Consider the following 16,483-nt stretch of genomic DNA (forward strand, 5'->3'; position numbering starts at 1 on the left):
CTCGCCCCGTGTTGGATCGCTTCAAGGAGTTCTGGGCGGGCGTGGTCCTGCGACCGTTCGTCCAGCTCTTCATCCGTCTCGGCATCAGCCCTGACGCCGTCACCTTCGTCGGCACCCTCGGGGTGAGCGTCGGTGCCTTGGCGTTCTTCCCGCGCGGCGAGCTGCTCGTCGGCGTGCTGGTGATCACGGCCTTCGTCTTCAGCGATCTCATCGACGGCCGGATGGCCCGCGAGACCGGACGCGTGTCGGCGTTCGGAGCCTTCTGGGACTCCACCCTCGACCGCATCGGCGACGGCGCCATCTTCGGCGGTCTCGTGCTCTACTTCGCCGGCCCCGGCGACAGCAGGGTCTACCTGTACGTGACGCTGTGGTGCCTGGTCATGGGCTCGGTCACCTCCTACGCACGCGCCCGCGCGGAGTCCCTCGGGATGGACGCCAAGGGCGGCATCGCCGAGCGGGCCGACCGGCTCGTGGCGATCCTCGTGATGACCGGCCTCGCCGACCTGTTCGACTTCTACTTCCTGATGTACCTCACGCTCTGGGTGCTCGCCTTCGCCAGCACCTACACCGTGATCTTCCGGGTGCTGAAGGTGCGGCGCCAGGCGCTGGCCCTCGACGCCGAGGCCGGCGCGGGAGGCAGTCCGGCGCCGGGGCCTGCGGCCTGATCGCTGGTGCCGACGCTCTACCATTCTGGGTATGAGCGAGCAGCAGGAGCAGGGCACCACCCGCGTCAAGCGCGGCATGGCGGAGATGCTCAAGGGCGGCGTGATCATGGACGTCGTCACCCCCGAGCAGGCGAAGATCGCCGAGGACGCCGGCGCCGTGGCCGTCATGGCCCTCGAGCGCGTGCCGGCCGACATCCGCGCGCAGGGCGGCGTGTCGCGCATGAGCGACCCCGACATGATCGACGGCATCATCGAGGCCGTCTCGATCCCGGTGATGGCCAAGGCCCGCATCGGCCACTTCACCGAGGCCAAGGTCCTGCAGTCCCTCGGCGTCGACTACATCGACGAGTCCGAGGTGCTGACCCCGGCCGACTACGAGAACCACATCGACAAGTGGGAGTTCACCGTCCCGTTCGTGTGCGGTGCCACCAACCTGGGTGAGGCGCTGCGGCGCATCACCGAGGGCGCGGCGATGATCCGCTCCAAGGGCGAGGCCGGCACCGGCGACGTCTCGAACGCGGTGGGCCACATGCGCACCATCCGCAAGGAGATCCGTCGCCTCTCCTCGCTCGCCGAGGACGAGGTGTACGTGGCGGCCAAGGAGCTGCAGGCGCCCTACGAGCTCGTCGCCGAGGTCGCCCGCACCGGCAAGCTGCCCGTCGTCCTCTTCACCGCGGGCGGCATCGCGACCCCGGCCGACGCCGCGATGATGATGCAGCTGGGTGCCGACGGCGTCTTCGTCGGCTCGGGCATCTTCAAGTCGGGCAACCCGGCGCAGCGGGCCGAGGCGATCGTGAAGGCCACCACCTTCCACGACGACCCCGACGTGATCGCCAAGGTCTCGCGCGGTCTCGGCGAGGCGATGGTCGGCATCAACGTCGACGAGATCCCGCAGCCGCACCGGCTCGCCGAGCGCGGTTGGTGAACCGCCGCTCACGCGAGCGCTGAACCACACGACGGCGGCCGTCCCCTCCCGGGGGCGGCCGCCGTCGCGATGAGGAACAGCGGCCCGAGGGCTCAGGTCCCCACAACGGCGACCGATCGGCCCTTCGTGAGCACACGAACCGCGCCCCGAGGACGGCACGCCGCGCCGTCGGGGCGTGCGCGCCTCGCGCACGGCGACGACGTGCCGCGTGGGCCGCGCCATGCCGCGGAGCGCGAGTCCGGCGCCGGTGGTCTGCTCGTCGCCGGCGCGGTGGCGGCCGTCGTCCTCGTGCTCGGGGTCTCGGGCACGCTCGGTGCTTGGACGTCGGCGATCATCGGCAACGACACGAACACCGTGGCCACCGCCAAGGCGGTGATCCTCGCCGAGACCGACGGCTCCACCACCTGCCGCTCGAGCGACCAGACCAGCAACACCGCCACGTGCACGACCATCAACAAGTACGGCGGCACGACCACGACCCTGCTGCCGGGTGCCTCCCGCACCGTCGACGTGACCTTCACCAACATCGGATCGGCCAACGGCAGCACCTTCGCCCTCGCACCCGGCACGTGCACGCAGAGCCCGGTCGCCGGCAGCGGCACCCCCGCGGCCACCAACCTGTGCACCGCAGGCGAGCTCACCGTCGCCGTGTCGTGCTCGCCGGGGGCCACCTACAGCGCCGGCACCGCCTGGAGCGACCTCGCCTACGCGGCCGCCGCTCCGCCCACCGCAACGCGCACCCACACCGCCACCGGGTCCGAGCTCAACGCCGCCGCGCAGTGGACCTGCCGCTTCACCGTGGCCCTCAGCGCGGGTGCCGTGATCGCCAGCCAGAACATCACCGTGAGCCAGCCGCTCACCTGGACGCTCGGGGTGTGAGGTCGTGGGCCGCCGCGTGCTCCTCGCGTTGGCCGGCATCGGGGCGGTCCTGCCGCTGCTGACCGCCACCGGCACCCGAGCCGCGTGGACGACGGCCGGCGTCGTCGACGCCGCGAACTCCGCCGCGACCTCCCGGCTCGTCGCCAGCCACTCGTGGCCGGGCGGCACCTGCTCGGGGTCCGGACCGGCCGACGCCTCCTGCACCGGCTCGCTGCTGACGACCGCCGCCTCCTCGGGGAGCACGCAGAGCGTGGCCGACACCTTCACCAACAGCACCGGCGGGGGAGTCGGCTACACCCAGCAGGGCCAGGTGGTCTCCTGCGCGCCGGCCCGCTTCGCCAACAGCACCACGCCCTCGGACCCGCTGCTGCCCCGCAACCGCGTGACCCGCAACGTCACCGGACCCTGGGGTGGCACGGTCGCCGCGGCCTTCGACGGCAGCACGCAGTACGCCACCGACGTCGTCCCGACGACCACGGGCATCGTGGCCGGGGCGTCCTACTCGATCGGCCTGTGGTTCCGCGCGGCCGCGGGGTCGAGCGGCGGGGGACTGCTCTCGCTCAACGCGAGTCCGGTGGACACGACCACCCTCGGCGCCAACCCCTCGATCTTCCTCGACCCGAACGGTCGCGTCCGCGCGCGTCTCGACGGTGCGCCGATCCTGGTCATCCCCGTCATCTTCTCCCTGGCCTCGCCCAGCGGTCGCGACTACCGCGACGGAGCGTGGCACCAGGTGACGCTCACCGTGGCGCGCAAGTCGCTCACGACCGACATGGTGCTGTACGTCGACGGCGCGGTCGCCGACGTGCAGAACGACGGCGTGCTGCTCGTCGGCACGAGCAGCGACTCCTGGTGGCACGTCGGGTGGACCGACACCAACGGTCTCAGCGGCAGCCCCGTCGCCTACTTCACCGGTCGGATCTCCGGTGTCTTCCGCATCCTCACCACGCTCTCGGCGGCCAGCGTCGCGGCCCTCGCGGCCTCCTCGTCGGCGTCCTCGTACAGCTCGCTGCTCGCCGGTGCCCAGCATCTGTGGATGCTCGGCGACGCGGTGACGTCCACCTACACCGGCACGCTGCCCTACCTGGGGGGCAACGGGCTCGCCTGCTCGCAGGTGCGGTTGAGCTGGACCCTCGGCGGCACCGCGGCCTTCGCGCTGACCCCGCTCGACCAGCTCGCCGGCGTCGGATGGCGACCGGTGACGCCGGCGGCGGCATCGGGCAGCGGTTCGTCGCAGACGCTGAGCACCGGGTACGCCCGCATCGCCTCGGGCTACGACACCGACGTCACCGGCCTCGAGCTCGTGGTGGTGCTGGCCCACCGGCTCCAGCTCACCGGCAGCAGCTGGGCGCTGCGCTTCGACTGGCCCGCGGGGGTGGTGCTGGGATGAACGGTCCGACCGCGTCGACGCCTCGGCGCGCACAGCGGCTGCGCAGGCTGGTGCTGGAGGCTGCGGTGATCACGCTCGTGGCGCTCGCGATGTGGTGGGTGCACGGTGGGCGCTGGCTGCACGTCGACTCGCCCTCGATGGGCACCGCGGCCCCGGTCGGCTCGCTGCTGTGGGTCGTACCGAGCGACTACGACCGCCTCGAGCCCGGGGACGTCATCACCTTCCGCGCCCCGGGGAGTCGCGAGGGCGTCTACACCCACCGCGTCGTCGAGCGCACCGCCGCCGGGCTGCGCACCCGGGGTGACCTGACCTCGCCCGACCCGTGGGTCGTCGCCCCCGAGGACATCGTCGGCGAGGTGCGGATGACCTGGCGCGGCGTCGGTTGGCTCGTGGTGTGCGCGCCCGTGCTGATCCCGGGGGGCCTGCTCACGCTGGCCCTCACCCGGCTGCTGCCGCTGCGGCGGCGCCGTGCGGCGGCCCTGGTGCTGGCGGCCGGTGTCGCGGCGACGGCCGTCGTGGTCCACCGCCCGCTCGTGGGCGTCGAACGGATCGGGCAGCGCGACGTGCCGGGCGGCTCGGAGGTCTCCTTCGTCGGCACCGGTCTGCTGCCGGTGCGCGTCGGCGCCCCCGACCCCACCGATCCCGGGGCGTTCGCGCCGGGCCGATCGACCGTCGTCCACGCGGGGGAGGTGGGCACCGTGCGCCTCGTCGGCGACTCCGGAGGCCGGGTGCCCCTGCAGGTGCGCCAGGCGGTCGCCTGGTGGGTCTGGATGCTCGTCGCCGCCAGCTGCCTGCTGCCCGGCCTCATCGCGCTCGCCCGCCAGCGCGGACGACGCGCGCTCGCCGCCCGCGGTCGACGCCGCGCTCACCGCGCCGCTCGCCGCCTCCCCGCCGCGACCTCGATCCCGTCGGCCAGCCCGGCCCCGGCGTCCGTCGTCCACGCCCCGGAGCGGGCGCTGGAGGCCGCCCGCTAGCCTCGCCGCGTGCCCGCCATCGGAGTCTTCGCCCTGCAGGGCGACGTTCGCGAACACCTGCACACCCTCGAGGCGCTGGGGGTCGAGGCGTTCGCGGTGCGGCGTCCCGCCGAGCTGGCGAGGTGCGACGGCCTCGTGCTGCCGGGTGGGGAGTCGACGACGATGGTCAAGCTCGCCCGCGCCTTCGAGCTGCTCGACCCGCTCCGCGAGCGGGTGCGCGGCGGCATGCCGACCTTCGGCACCTGCGCCGGCATGATCCTGCTCGCCGACCGCATCGAGGGCGGGACGGCCGACCAGGAGACGATCGGCGGTCTCGACGTCACCGTGCGCCGCAACGCCTTCGGTCGCCAGGTCGACTCCTTCGAGGCGCACCTCGACTTCGTCGGTCTCGACGAGCCCGTGCACGCGGTGTTCATCCGCGCGCCCTGGGTGGAGGAGACCGGCCCGGAGGTCGAGGTGCTCGCCGCCGCCGAGGGGCACCCCGTGGCCGTACGGCAGGGCCACCTGCTCGCGACGTCCTTCCATCCCGAGGTCGACGGCGACGGACGGGTGCACCGGATCTTCCTCGATCTGGTGGGCCACTAGACTCGAGCGCTGACGCAGCGCAGGGTAAGCAGACGCAGGGTAAGGAGTCCTCATGTCCGGCCACTCCAAGTGGGCGACCACGAAGCACAAGAAGGCCGCGATCGACGCCAAGCGGGGCAAGCTCTTCGCGAAGCTGATCAAGAACATCGAGATCGCCGCCAAGATGGGCGGCCCCGACCCTGCCGGCAACCCCACCCTCTTCGACGCCATCCAGAAGGCCAAGAAGCAGTCGGTGCCCAACAAGAACATCGACTCCGCGGTCAAGCGCGGCGGCGGCCTCGAGGGCGGCGGCGTCGACTACGAGACCATCATGTACGAGGTCTACGGCCCCCAGGGCGTCGCGCTGCTGGTGGAGTGCCTCACCGACAACCGCAACCGTGCCGCCATGGAGGTGCGCACCGCGGTCACCCGCAACGGCGGCACCATGGCCGACCCCGGCTCGGTCTCGCGACTCTTCGACCGCAAGGGCGTGGTCGTCGTCCCGAAGCAGCAGGAGGGGCGCGAGATCGCCGAGGACGACGTCCTCGAGGCCACGCTCGACGCCGGTGCCGAGGAGGTCAAGGACCTCGGGGAGAGCTTCGAGGTGCAGTCCGAGGCCACCGACGTGGTCGCGGTGCGCACCGCGCTGCAGGAGGCCGGCATCGACTATGACTCCGCCGAGGTGCAGTTCGTCGCCTCCCTCGACATCCCCGTCGCCGACCCCGAGGCCGCCGGCAAGGTCTTCCGCCTCGTCGACGCGGTCGACGACTGCGACGACGTGCAGAACGTCTTCGTCAACGCCGACATCCCGGACGAGGTCCTCGAGGCCATCGACGCCTGAGTCGGCGCGGCCCGCGCGTGTCGCCGACGGCTGGGCGGTGCGCGCGGGATACGGTTCCTCCGAACAGGTGTTCGATGAGCGGAGGCGTGCTGTGCGGGTGTTGGGCATCGACCCGGGCTTGACCCGGTGCGGCCTCGGCGTGGTCGAGGGCTCCCTCGGTCGCCCGGTGAGCCTCGTCGACGTCGGTGTCGTGCGCACCTCTTCCCACCTCGCGGTGCCGGAGCGTCTCGTCACGATCGAGCGCGGCGTCGACGCGTGGATCGACGAGCACCGCCCCGACGCCGTGGCGATCGAGCGGATCTTCGCCCGCTCCGACGTCTCCACGATCATGGGCACCGCCCAGGCGGCCGGGATCGCCATGGTGTGCGCGGCCCGTCGCGGGCTGCCGGTGGCCCTGCACACGCCGAGCGAGGTCAAGGCCGCGGTGTCGGGCAACGGTCGCGCCGACAAGGCCCAGGTGGGCGCCATGGTCACCCGCATCCTGCGGCTCGACGCCCCGCCGAAGCCCGCGGACGCCGCCGACGCCCTGGCGCTCGCGATCACCCACATCTGGCGCGGCGGCAGCCAGGCGCGGATCGACGCCGCCCTCGCGGCCGCCTCACGTCGCACGCCGTCCCGCGCGCCCGCCCGTACCCCCGACCGCACTCCCGACCGCACTCCCGACCGCACTCCCGGAGGAGCCCGATGATCGCCTTCGTCCGCGGCCAGGTGGCCGCCGTCAGCCTGTCCAGCGCCGTCGTCGAGGTCGGGGGAGTGGGTCTCGAGCTCATGTGCACCCCGGCCACGCTGGCCACGCTGCGCCCCGGCCACACTGCCACGCTGCCGACCTCGATGATCGTGCGCGAGGACTCCCTCACCCTCTACGGCTTCGCCGACGAGGACGAGAAGGTGCTCTTCGAGCTCGTGCAGACCGCCTCCGGCGTCGGCCCGAAGCTCGCCCAGGCGATCGTCGCCGTCCTCTCGCCCGACGGCGTGCGCACCGCGATCGCCTCCGACGACGTCAAGACGCTCACCAAGGTGCCCGGCATCGGGCAGAAGGGCGCGCAACGCATCATTCTCGAGCTCAAGGACCGCATCGGCGCCCCCACCGGTACGGCCCTGCCCGGCGCACCGACACCGGCCGCCGCGTGGCGCGACCAGGTTCACCAGGGCCTCGTCGGACTCGGGTACAACACCCGCGATGCCGAGAAGGCGCTCGACGCCGTCGCCGACCAGGCGGGCGCCAGCCCCGATGTCGGTGCGCTGCTGCGTGCGGCGCTCCGCTCGCTGTCGAAGGCCTGAGAGGATCGGGCGTGCCCTTCCACGAGGACGAGCTCGGCGAGCTCACCGCCGCCGAGGAGGCCCACCTGCGCTCGCTCACAGCGGCGGAGGCCGACGGCGACGAGCGGGCCGTCGAGGCGGCTCTGCGCCCGCGCAGCCTCGACGAGGTCGTCGGGCAGGCGCGAGTGCGCGACCAGCTCGGTCTCGTGCTCGAAGCGGCGCGTCAGCGCGGGCGCACACCCGACCACGTGCTGCTGAGCGGACCGCCGGGACTCGGCAAGACCACGCTGGCCATGATCATCGCCCACGAGATGACCGCACCGCTGCGGCTCACCTCGGGCCCTGCGATCACCCACGCCGGCGATCTGGCCGCCATCTTGTCGGGGCTCAACGAGGGCGAGGTGCTCTTCGTCGACGAGATCCACCGGATGTCGCGCCCGGCCGAGGAGATGCTCTACCTGGCCATGGAGGACTTCCGGGTCGACGTCGTCATCGGCAAGGGGCCGGGAGCCACCGCCATCCCGCTCGAGATCCCGCCCTTCACCCTCGTCGGCGCCACCACCCGCGCCGGCCTGCTGCCCGGCCCGCTGCGCGACCGCTTCGGCTTCACCGCGCACCTCGAGTTCTACGAGCCCGAGGAGCTCGACCGCATCGTGCACCGCTCTGCCGGCCTGCTCGGTGTCGAGCTCACGCCCGAGGGATCCGCCGAGATCGCGGGCCGCTCCCGAGGCACGCCGCGCATCGCCAACCGGCTCCTGCGCCGCGTGCGCGACTACGCCCAGGTGCGCGCCGACGGCCTGGTCACGCGCGGGGTCGCGCAGGCCGCGCTCGACCTCTACGAGGTCGACGGCCTCGGCCTCGACCGTCTCGACCGGGCCGTGCTCGACGTCCTGTGCCGGCGCTTCGGCGGCGGCCCCGTGGGCGTCTCGACGCTCGCCGTCGCGGTGGGGGAGGAGCGCGAGACCGTCGAGGAGGTCGCCGAGCCCTTCCTGGTGCGCAACGGCTTCCTCGCGCGCACCCCGCGCGGCCGCGTCGCCACCCCAGCCGCGTGGGCCCACCTCGGCCTCAGCGCCCCGCCTGCGCAGGAGACGGCGGTCGACCCCGCACCCCCGACGCTTTTCGACCAGGCCTGAGGCGAACTCCGCGCCGCGCCGGTTCGTTACCCCTCGCAGCGGCCACCGCCGTTGCCAGCCTTGGCGACGGCCGTGATTAGACTTGCCGCTCGGTCGGCGCAGTCCTGCGCCGCGGACCGGACGTGTTGAGGGGTTTGTCGGTGGAAGGTCTCACTTCCTGGCTGTTCATCGCTGCGATCGCGGTGGTGTTCTGGCTTCTGATCATCCGCCCTGCGGCCCGTCGGCAGAAGGAGGTCCAGGCCCTCCAAGCCGCTCTCGCCGTCGGTGACGACGTGATGCTCACCTCCGGCGTGCTCGGCACCATCGTCGAGGCAGACGGCGACTTCCTGCGCCTCGAGATCGCCCCCGGCGTCGTCATCAGCGTGGTGCGCGGAGCGGTGTCATCGATCCGCCGCGACGACGCGCTCGACGAGCCCGGTGCCGACGGCACCACCGACCCGTTCGCGAAGGCCGACGACCGCGGCCCCGAACCCACCCACGATCCTTCCGAGGAGCGCTGACATGGCAGCCCGACGTCCCCGCCCGGGACGCAACCTCGTCGTCTTCTTCCTGGGCATCGGCGTGCTCTTCGGCCTGGTCGGCCTCGCCGGCAGCTGGAAGCCCACCCTCGGCCTCGATCTGCAGGGCGGCACCCGCATCATCTTGACCGCAGCCGACTCGCCGTCCTCGGAGAACCTCGAGGAGGCCCGCCGCATCATCGACCAGCGTGTCAACGGCTCCGGTATCGCCGAGGCGGCCGTCACCACGCAGGGCAACAGGAACATCATCGTCGAGGTTCCCGGCGACAAGACCGATCGCGACCAGCTCGAGGAGACGGTCAAGCGGACCGCCCAGCTGCGCTTCCGGCTCGTCGCGTGCTCCGACGTCGCCCCCGGACCCTGCGCGCAGCAGGCCCCCGGCGGCGCGCTGCCCGGTGGGGTCGCGCCGGGCGGTGCCGCCCCCGGTGGATTGAACCGGCCGGGTCTCGACCTCTCCCAGACCGGGACGGCGCCCGCGCCGACCCCGGCCGCCACGCCCTCCGGTGCGGCGTCGGCGAGCTCGAGCGACCCGTCCGGGGCAGCGTCCGACACCGCGTCGCCGTCGTCGAGCAGCTCCGCTCCGGCGGAGGGACCGTCGTCCTCGAACTACTTCAGCGCCGATGAGGCGATCACGTGGTCGGCCGCGCCCGATGCCGAGTCGGTCGCGGAGTTCGCCAAGTACACCTGCAGCCCGACGGGCGAGCTGCTCAACGCCGCCGACGGTCAGCCCGCCGCGATCGATGACAACCCCAACAAGCCGTTGGTCGCCTGCTCGACCCCCGACCGGCAGAACTCGGCCTACAAGTTCCTCATGAGCCGCGCGATCATCGAGGGCACCGAGCTGGACGGAGCCTCGGCTCGTCCCAACGACCAGGGCGTCGGCTGGCAGGTGACGATCGACATGGGCGACAGCAAGGCGAAGGCCTCTCCCCGGGGAACTCCCGGCGCGGCCACCGACTTCGAGACGGTCTCCCGAGCGTTCTCCGGCTCCGATCGCCAGTTCGCCATCGTGCTCGACGGCGTGGTGATCTCCTACCCGCGCTTCACGGCGACCATCACCGACGGTCGGTCGAGCATCACCGGCGACTTCAGCGAGACGCAGGCGATCGACCTGGCCAACAGCCTCAAGTTCGGTGCCCTGCCCATCAAGTTCGACGACAAGAACACCTCGGTCGAGGAGATCGGCCCCTCGCTCGCCGGCAACCAGTTGCAGGCGGGCCTCGCCGCCGGTGCGATCGGCCTGCTCGCGGTGATGATCGCCTGCCTGCTCTACTACCGCGGCCTCGGCATGGTCGTGGTCAGCTCGCTGTTCGTGGCAGCTGCGATCACCTACGCGCTGGTGCTGCTGCTCAGCGAGACCGCCGGCTTCACGCTCACGTTGCCCGGCATCGCGGGCCTCATCATCGCCGTCGGTGTCACGGCCGACTCCTTCATCATCTTCTTCGAGCGCATCCGCGATGAGATGCGCGAGGGCAAGTCGATGCGGGTCGCCGTCGAGACCGGCTGGGCGCGAGCCCGCGTCACCCGCGTCGCGGCCAACACGGTTCAGCTGCTCTCCGCCGCCGTGCTCTACATCTTCGCCACCGGCGCGGTGAAGGGCTTCGGCTTCGCGCTCGGACTCACGACGCTCATCGACCTCGCTGTGCTCTTCTGGTTCACCAAGCCCGCCGTGTCGTGGCTGGCCCAGTTCAAGTTCTTCAACTCGGGGCACCGCTTGTCGGGCCTCAGCAAGGAGACGCTCGGCATGGACGCACCCGCCGCGCGCCCCGTGACCGCCGGAGGTAAGGCCTGATGGGCAAGATGTCGCGGCTCGGCAACGATCTCTACCAGGGTCGCAAGTCGATCGATTTCGTCGGCCACCCGCTGCGGTGGTACCTCGTCTCCGGCGTGCTGGTCGGTCTCGCGGTGCTGATGCTCTTCGTCAGGCCGCTCAACATGGGCGTGGAGTTCGTGGGCGGCACCTCGCTGAACGTGAGCGTCGGCGCCGGCAATGCCACGCAGGACAACGCCGACAAGCTCGGCGCCACGATCCGCGAGGCGAACATCGAGAACGCCAGCAGCCCGACGGTCACCACTGAGGGCAACCGCAACCTCACGGTCGTCGTGGAGAACCTCACCCAGGGTGAGCGCCAGCAGATCCAGGACGTGATCCAGGGCGAGTTCGCCCAGGTCCAGGCCGGCGACATCTCGATCACCGACATCGGCCCGAGCTGGGGGCAGGAGATCGCCAAGCGGGCGATCATCGGCGTCCTCATCTTCCTCGTGCTCGTCGTGCTCTTCATCTGGGCCTACTTCCGCGAGTGGCGCATGTCGGTGGCCGCGCTCATCGCGCTGATCCACGACGTGATGCTCACCGTCGGCGTCTACGCCCTGTCTGGCTTCCAGGTGACGCCGGCGGCCGTCACCGGTCTGCTCGCGATCCTCGGCTTCTCGCTCTACGACACGGTCGTGGTGTTCGACAAGATCAAGGAGAACACCACCCAGCTGCGCAAGAACACCCAGAGCTACGCCGACGCGGCGAACCTCGCGGTCAACCAGACCCTGGTGCGCTCGATCAACACCGCCATCGTGGCGCTGCTGCCCATCGGCGCGATCCTGCTGGTCAGCAGCACCCAGCTCGGCGCCAGCTCGCTGCAGGACCTCGCGCTCGCGCAGTTCGTCGGCATGGGTGTGGGCGTGTACTCCTCGGTGATGCTCGCCCCGCGTGTGCTCGTGCAGCTGAAGATGCAGGAGTCCGACGTCCAGCTGCAGGCCAAGCGCGCCAAGGCCAAGCAGCGTGCCCTCGCCGACCGCTACGCCTCGGTGCCGAGCGGAGTCGAGGAGGCCGCACCGACCCGTCGCGGCGCCGCGGTGCTCGACGGCGACGAGGAGATCCCCTACGAGCTGCGCGAGGACGACGACGAGCCGCTCGGCGCGGCCGGCCCCGTCACCCGCCCCTCGGCCGGTGCGATGGGTCGCGGTCGCACCGCTCCCACCGCCACCCGCCCGACGGCGGACCGCGGCAACGGCCGCAGCCAGCCGGTGCGCCAGGCGCGCTCGAAGCGGGGCAAGAAGTAGGTGGACGCCGACTCCGTGCTCGCTGAGGCGGCGGACGCGCTGGGCCGGCTGGTCCGCGACATCCCCGACTTCCCCGAGCCGGGAGTGGTGTTCAAGGACATCACCCCGCTGCTGGCCGACCACGCCGGTTTCGCGGCCGTGGTCGAGGCGCTCGCCTCGGCCGGCCGCGACGCCTCGGGTGCGCCGGCGGTCGACAAGGTGCTCGGCATGGAGGCGCGCGGCTTCATCCTCGCCGCCCCCGTGGCGCTGGCGCTGGGCGTCGGCTTCGTGCCGGTGCGCAAGGCCGGCAAGCTGCCGCACGAGGTGCACAACGTGGCCTACGCACTCGAGTACGGCGAGGCCGAGCTCGAGCTGCACCGCGACGCCCTGGCCCCGGGTGACCGGGTGCTCCTGATCGACGACGTGCTCGCCACCGGCGGCACGGCCGCCGCCACCGCCGAGCTCGTCCGCCGCTGCGGCGCCGAGCCGATCGGCCTCGCGGTGCTGATGGAGCTCTCCTTCCTTCCCGGTCGCGCCACGATCGGCGACCTCCCTCTCACCTCCCTCCAGGTCCTCTGACCCCCACCTCCCTCTCCGCCGAGAGGGCGAGGATGGTGCGTCGAGAGGGCGCGGATGGTGCGTCGAGAGGGCGCGAACCGGCGGTCAGGTCGCGCACTAGACTGGTGGTGTGACGGAGGAGCGGAGCAGCACCCCAGGCGGACCACGCGTGGCGGCTGCGCCTGAACCCGCCGTCGTCCAGGCGCCGGGGGCGCGCGGAGCCGCGCCGGCAGCGGGCGATGCGTCGTCCACCGGGGGAGACCGCAACACCGGCCGCAGCATGCGCGCTCGTCTCGCCCGCGTCGGGTCGCGCAGCCAGCCGGCGAACCCGGTGCTGGAGCCGCTGTTCCGCTCCGTGCGTGCCAGCCACCCCAAGGCCGACCTCGCGCTGCTCGAGCGCGCCTACCTCACCGCCGAGCGTCTGCACGGCGAGCAGAAGCGCAAGAGCGGCGACCTCTACATCACCCACCCGCTGGCCGTCACCACGATCCTCGCGGGCATCGGCATGACCGAGGCCACCTTGGTCGCCGCGCTCCTGCACGACACGGTCGAGGACACCCCGTACACGCTGGAGGAGTGTCGCCGCGACTTCGGCGACGAGGTGGCCCAGCTCGTCGACGGCGTCACGAAGCTCGACAAGGTCGTCTACGGCGACAACGCCAAGGCCGAGACGATCCGCAAGATGATCGTCGCGATGTCGCGCGACATCCGGGTGCTCGTCATCAAGCTCGCCGACCGGCTGCACAACATGCGCACCCTGCGCTTCGTGCCGCAGCGCAGCCAGGAGCGCATCGCCCGCGAGACACTCGACATCTACGCGCCGCTGGCCCACCGCCTGGGCATGAACACGATCAAGTGGGAGCTCGAGGATCTGGCCTTCGCCACCCTCCACCCCAAGATCTACGACGAGATCGTGCGGCTGGTGGCCGAGCGGGCGCCGTCGCGCGACTCCTTCCTGGCCGAGGTGATCAGCCAGGTCGAGAAGGACCTGCGCGAGGCCAAGATCCGCGCCACGGTGACCGGGCGGCCGAAGCACTACTACTCGATCTACCAGAAGATGATCGTCGGCGGCCGCGACTTCTCCGACATCTACGACCTCGTCGGCATCCGCATCCTCGTCGAGGAGGACCGCGACTGCTACGGCGTCCTCGGAGTGCTGCACTCGCGATGGAACCCCGTGCTCGGCCGGTTCAAGGACTACGTCGCGATGCCGAAGTTCAACATGTACCAGTCGCTGCACACCACCGTCATCGGCCCCCAGGGCAAGCCGGTGGAGATGCAGATCCGCACCTTCGGCATGCACCGTCGCGCGGAGTACGGCGTCGCCGCCCACTGGAAGTACAAGGAGGACGGGCGCACCGGCAACGACACCGAACGGCGCGGCGACCTCGACGACATGACCTGGGTCCGCCAGCTGCTCGACTGGCAGAGCGAGGTCGAGGACCCGGGCGAGTTCCTCGAGTCGCTGCGCTTCGAGATCAACCAGACCGAGACCTACGTCTTCACTCCGCGCGGCGACGTCATCGCGCTGCCGTCCGGCTCCACACCCGTCGACTTCGCCTACGCCGTGCACACCGAGGTCGGCAACCGCACCATCGGCGCCCGCGTGAACGGTCGCCTCGTGCCTCTGGAGTCGACTCTCGAGAACGGCGACGTCATCGAGGTGTTCACCTCGAAGGCCGAGGGGGCAGGTCCCTCGCGCGACTGGCTGAACTTCGTCAAGTCCCAGCGCGCGCGCTCCAAGATCCGTCAGTGGTTCACGAAGGAGCGGCGCGAGGAGGCCATCGAGCGCGGCAAGGACGAGATCGCCAAGCTGATGCGCAAGGAGGGCCTGCCCCTCAAGCGCCTGCTCAGCCACGACTCGCTCACGATCGTGGCCACCGCCTTCCGCCTCGCCGACGTCTCCGCCCTCTACGCGGCGGTCGGCGAGGGCAACCTGGGCGCGCAGTCGGTGGTCCGCAAGGTCATCGAGCTGCACGGCGGCGACCAGGGGGCGCAGGAGGACCTCGCCGAGGCCGTCACGATCACCGGTCGCCCGCGCCGCGGTGGGCGCCCGACCCCCGGCGGCGACGCCGGCGTCGTCGTCACCGGTGCCCCCGACGTGTGGGTGAAGCTCGCCAAGTGCTGCACGCCCGTGCCGCCGGACGCCGTCCTCGGATTCGTGACCAAGGGTGGGGGAGTGTCCGTGCACCGGCGCGACTGCACCAACGCCGAGAGCCTGCTCGCCCAGCCCGAGAAGCTCGTGGACGTCGAGTGGGCGCCCACCGGGCAGTCGACCTTCCTGGTCAACATCCAGGTCGAGGCGCTGGACCGTTCACGCCTGCTCTCCGACATCACCATGGTGCTCTCGGACGCCCACGTGAACATCCTGTCGGCCAACCTCACCACCACCCGCGATCGCGTGGCGAAGTCGCGGTTCTCGTTCGAGATGGCCGACGCGAAGCACCTCGACACTGTGCTCAAGGCGGTGCGCAGCGTGCCCGGCGTCTTCGACGCCTACCGCGTCACGCACTGACGGCGGGGCGCAGGAATCGCCGGTCGACCGGCGGTTCCTGCACTTGGCACGTGTTGCAACGCGTGCCAAGTGCAAGAAACGCGTGCCAGGTGGCGCCATCGCCGAGGGCTTAGTCCTTCGCGACGTGATGGCTTTCCACAGGCCACGGTCTCGGCGATTCGAGGTTGCCCTCACCGGGAATCCCGAGTTCTATGCAGATCCGCTCGGACGACCCTCGGCTACTCGCCATAGCGCTACGGCGCGAACTCATCGAGGCTGGCTACGACGACCGTGCCATCGCTCGAGCGCTGAAGTCGGGCCACCTGGCACGACCGCGTCGTGGCGCCTACGTCGATGCAGGCGCGTGGCGCGACATGACGGCCGACGAGAAGTACGCCATCCGCGCGCGGGCCGTTCAACGTCAGGCCAACGCCGACACGGTGCTCAGCCATGTGTCAGCGCTCCCCTTCCTCGGGGCGCCCCTCTTCGGCCACGATCTCTCCGAGGTGCATGTGACACGACCCGACGCGCGCAGTGGACGACGCGAGCGCGGCGTCCGGCAGCATCGAGGGATCCTCCTCGACACGGACGTCACCGATGTCCACGGCGTCCTTGCCACCACGCCGACGCGCGCTGCGCTCGAGTGCGCCACGGTGTCGTCGACCGAGGCCGCTCTCACGGTCGTCAACCACTTCCTGCACGCGGGCCAGACAACGCTGGAGCAGCTCAGCGCCCGTGCGAATGACGACATGGAGCGATGGCCAGGGACGCTGCGGGTCCATGTTCTGCTGGGCTTGGCCGACGGCCGCATCGCCTCCGTCGGAGAGAGCCGGCTCTCGTACGTGTTCTACTCCCAGTCGCTCCCGCGCCCGATACCGCAGTTCGAGGTTTCCGATGGGGCGGGCTTCCTCGCTCTGCTCGACTTCGCGATTCCCGAGCTCGGCGTCTGGTTCGAGTTCGACGGGCGAGCCAAGTACACCGCTCATCTTCGGCCGGGCGAGACGCCGGCGGACGCCGTCCTGCGTGAGAAGGCTCGTGAGGACATGGTCCGCGAACTCACCGGATGGCGTTGCATGCGGATCACCTGGGCGGACCTCGGTGACCCCGTGCGGCTGGCCGCCCGGATCCGCGCGTTCATCGACAGCGGCGCGCGACCGTCTGCCGCAGCCTCTTGACCGTCACTTGGCACGCGTTCCTGTCACTTGGCACGTGTTGCAACGTGCGCCAAGTGCAGGAACCGCCGGTC

The 16,483-nt window shown here is 71.3% G+C and carries 16 protein-coding genes; all 16 read left to right on the top strand.

What is annotated here, in order from left to right; genetic code table 11:
• The first annotated feature begins 8 nt into the window (after nucleotides 1–8).
• The 16 genes from pgsA (at nucleotide 9) to ACERUN_RS02015 (ending at nucleotide 16,412) form a co-directional block, all read left to right on the top strand.
• A complete protein-coding gene (gene pgsA / locus ACERUN_RS01940) occupies nucleotides 9–665 on the top strand; it encodes a phosphatidylinositol phosphate synthase (RefSeq protein WP_370287946.1) in 657 nt (218 codons plus the stop codon).
• Between the two features lie 31 nt (nucleotides 666–696).
• Nucleotides 697–1,590 (top strand): pyridoxal 5'-phosphate synthase lyase subunit PdxS, encoded by an 894-nt coding sequence (gene pdxS, locus ACERUN_RS01945; protein WP_370287948.1) that lies wholly within the window; start codon nucleotides 697–699, stop codon nucleotides 1,588–1,590.
• 126 nt (nucleotides 1,591–1,716) lie between these two features.
• Entirely contained in the window at nucleotides 1,717–2,469 is a 753-nt protein-coding gene (locus tag ACERUN_RS01950) for a hypothetical protein (RefSeq protein WP_370287949.1), read from the top strand.
• A gap of 4 nt (nucleotides 2,470–2,473) precedes the next feature.
• Nucleotides 2,474–3,859 carry a hypothetical protein gene (locus ACERUN_RS01955; RefSeq protein WP_370287951.1) on the top strand — a complete coding sequence of 462 codons (1,386 nt, stop codon included), beginning with the start codon at nucleotides 2,474–2,476 and terminating at the stop codon, nucleotides 3,857–3,859.
• The gene (locus ACERUN_RS01960) at nucleotides 3,856–4,833 is read left to right on the top strand and encodes a S26 family signal peptidase (protein WP_370287952.1); all 978 of its coding nucleotides are present in this window, start codon (nucleotides 3,856–3,858) and stop codon (nucleotides 4,831–4,833) included. Before ACERUN_RS01955 ends, ACERUN_RS01960 begins: the two co-directional genes overlap by 4 nt.
• A gap of 9 nt (nucleotides 4,834–4,842) precedes the next feature.
• The gene (gene pdxT / locus ACERUN_RS01965; RefSeq protein WP_370287954.1) at nucleotides 4,843–5,418 is read left to right on the top strand and encodes a pyridoxal 5'-phosphate synthase glutaminase subunit PdxT; all 576 of its coding nucleotides are present in this window, start codon (nucleotides 4,843–4,845) and stop codon (nucleotides 5,416–5,418) included.
• A 52-nt stretch (nucleotides 5,419–5,470) separates the two neighbouring features.
• Complete coding sequence (locus ACERUN_RS01970; RefSeq protein ID WP_370287956.1) at nucleotides 5,471–6,238, top strand: YebC/PmpR family DNA-binding transcriptional regulator; 768 nt, start codon at nucleotides 5,471–5,473, stop codon at nucleotides 6,236–6,238.
• 100 nt (nucleotides 6,239–6,338) lie between these two features.
• Nucleotides 6,339–6,926: a crossover junction endodeoxyribonuclease RuvC gene (gene ruvC, locus ACERUN_RS01975; protein ID WP_370288045.1), complete on the top strand. Its 588-nt coding sequence runs from the start codon at nucleotides 6,339–6,341 to the stop codon at nucleotides 6,924–6,926.
• Nucleotides 6,923–7,519: a Holliday junction branch migration protein RuvA gene (ruvA, locus tag ACERUN_RS01980; protein WP_370287957.1), complete on the top strand. Its 597-nt coding sequence runs from the start codon at nucleotides 6,923–6,925 to the stop codon at nucleotides 7,517–7,519. Before ruvC ends, ruvA begins: the two co-directional genes overlap by 4 nt.
• 11 nt (nucleotides 7,520–7,530) lie before the next feature.
• A complete protein-coding gene (gene ruvB, locus ACERUN_RS01985) occupies nucleotides 7,531–8,631 on the top strand; it encodes a Holliday junction branch migration DNA helicase RuvB (protein WP_370287958.1) in 1,101 nt (366 codons plus the stop codon).
• Between the two features lie 140 nt (nucleotides 8,632–8,771).
• Nucleotides 8,772–9,131: a preprotein translocase subunit YajC gene (yajC, locus tag ACERUN_RS01990; protein ID WP_370287959.1), complete on the top strand. Its 360-nt coding sequence runs from the start codon at nucleotides 8,772–8,774 to the stop codon at nucleotides 9,129–9,131.
• Nucleotide 9,132: 1 nt separating this feature from the next.
• Nucleotides 9,133–10,941: a protein translocase subunit SecD gene (gene secD, locus ACERUN_RS01995; protein WP_370287960.1), complete on the top strand. Its 1,809-nt coding sequence runs from the start codon at nucleotides 9,133–9,135 to the stop codon at nucleotides 10,939–10,941.
• A complete protein-coding gene (secF, locus tag ACERUN_RS02000) occupies nucleotides 10,941–12,206 on the top strand; it encodes a protein translocase subunit SecF (protein WP_370287961.1) in 1,266 nt (421 codons plus the stop codon). Before secD ends, secF begins: the two co-directional genes overlap by 1 nt.
• On the top strand, nucleotides 12,207–12,764 hold the full coding sequence (locus ACERUN_RS02005) for an adenine phosphoribosyltransferase (RefSeq protein ID WP_370287962.1): 558 nt from the start codon (nucleotides 12,207–12,209) through the stop codon (nucleotides 12,762–12,764).
• A gap of 259 nt (nucleotides 12,765–13,023) precedes the next feature.
• Complete coding sequence (locus ACERUN_RS02010) at nucleotides 13,024–15,258, top strand: bifunctional (p)ppGpp synthetase/guanosine-3',5'-bis(diphosphate) 3'-pyrophosphohydrolase (RefSeq protein ID WP_370288046.1); 2,235 nt, start codon at nucleotides 13,024–13,026, stop codon at nucleotides 15,256–15,258.
• A 191-nt stretch (nucleotides 15,259–15,449) separates the two neighbouring features.
• A complete protein-coding gene (locus ACERUN_RS02015) occupies nucleotides 15,450–16,412 on the top strand; it encodes a type IV toxin-antitoxin system AbiEi family antitoxin domain-containing protein (RefSeq protein WP_370287963.1) in 963 nt (320 codons plus the stop codon).
• The last annotated feature ends 71 nt before the right edge of the window (nucleotides 16,413–16,483 follow it).

It is taken from the genome of Nocardioides sp. (genome assembly GCF_964229035.1).
Taxonomy (GTDB): domain Bacteria; phylum Actinomycetota; class Actinomycetes; order Propionibacteriales; family Nocardioidaceae; genus Nocardioides.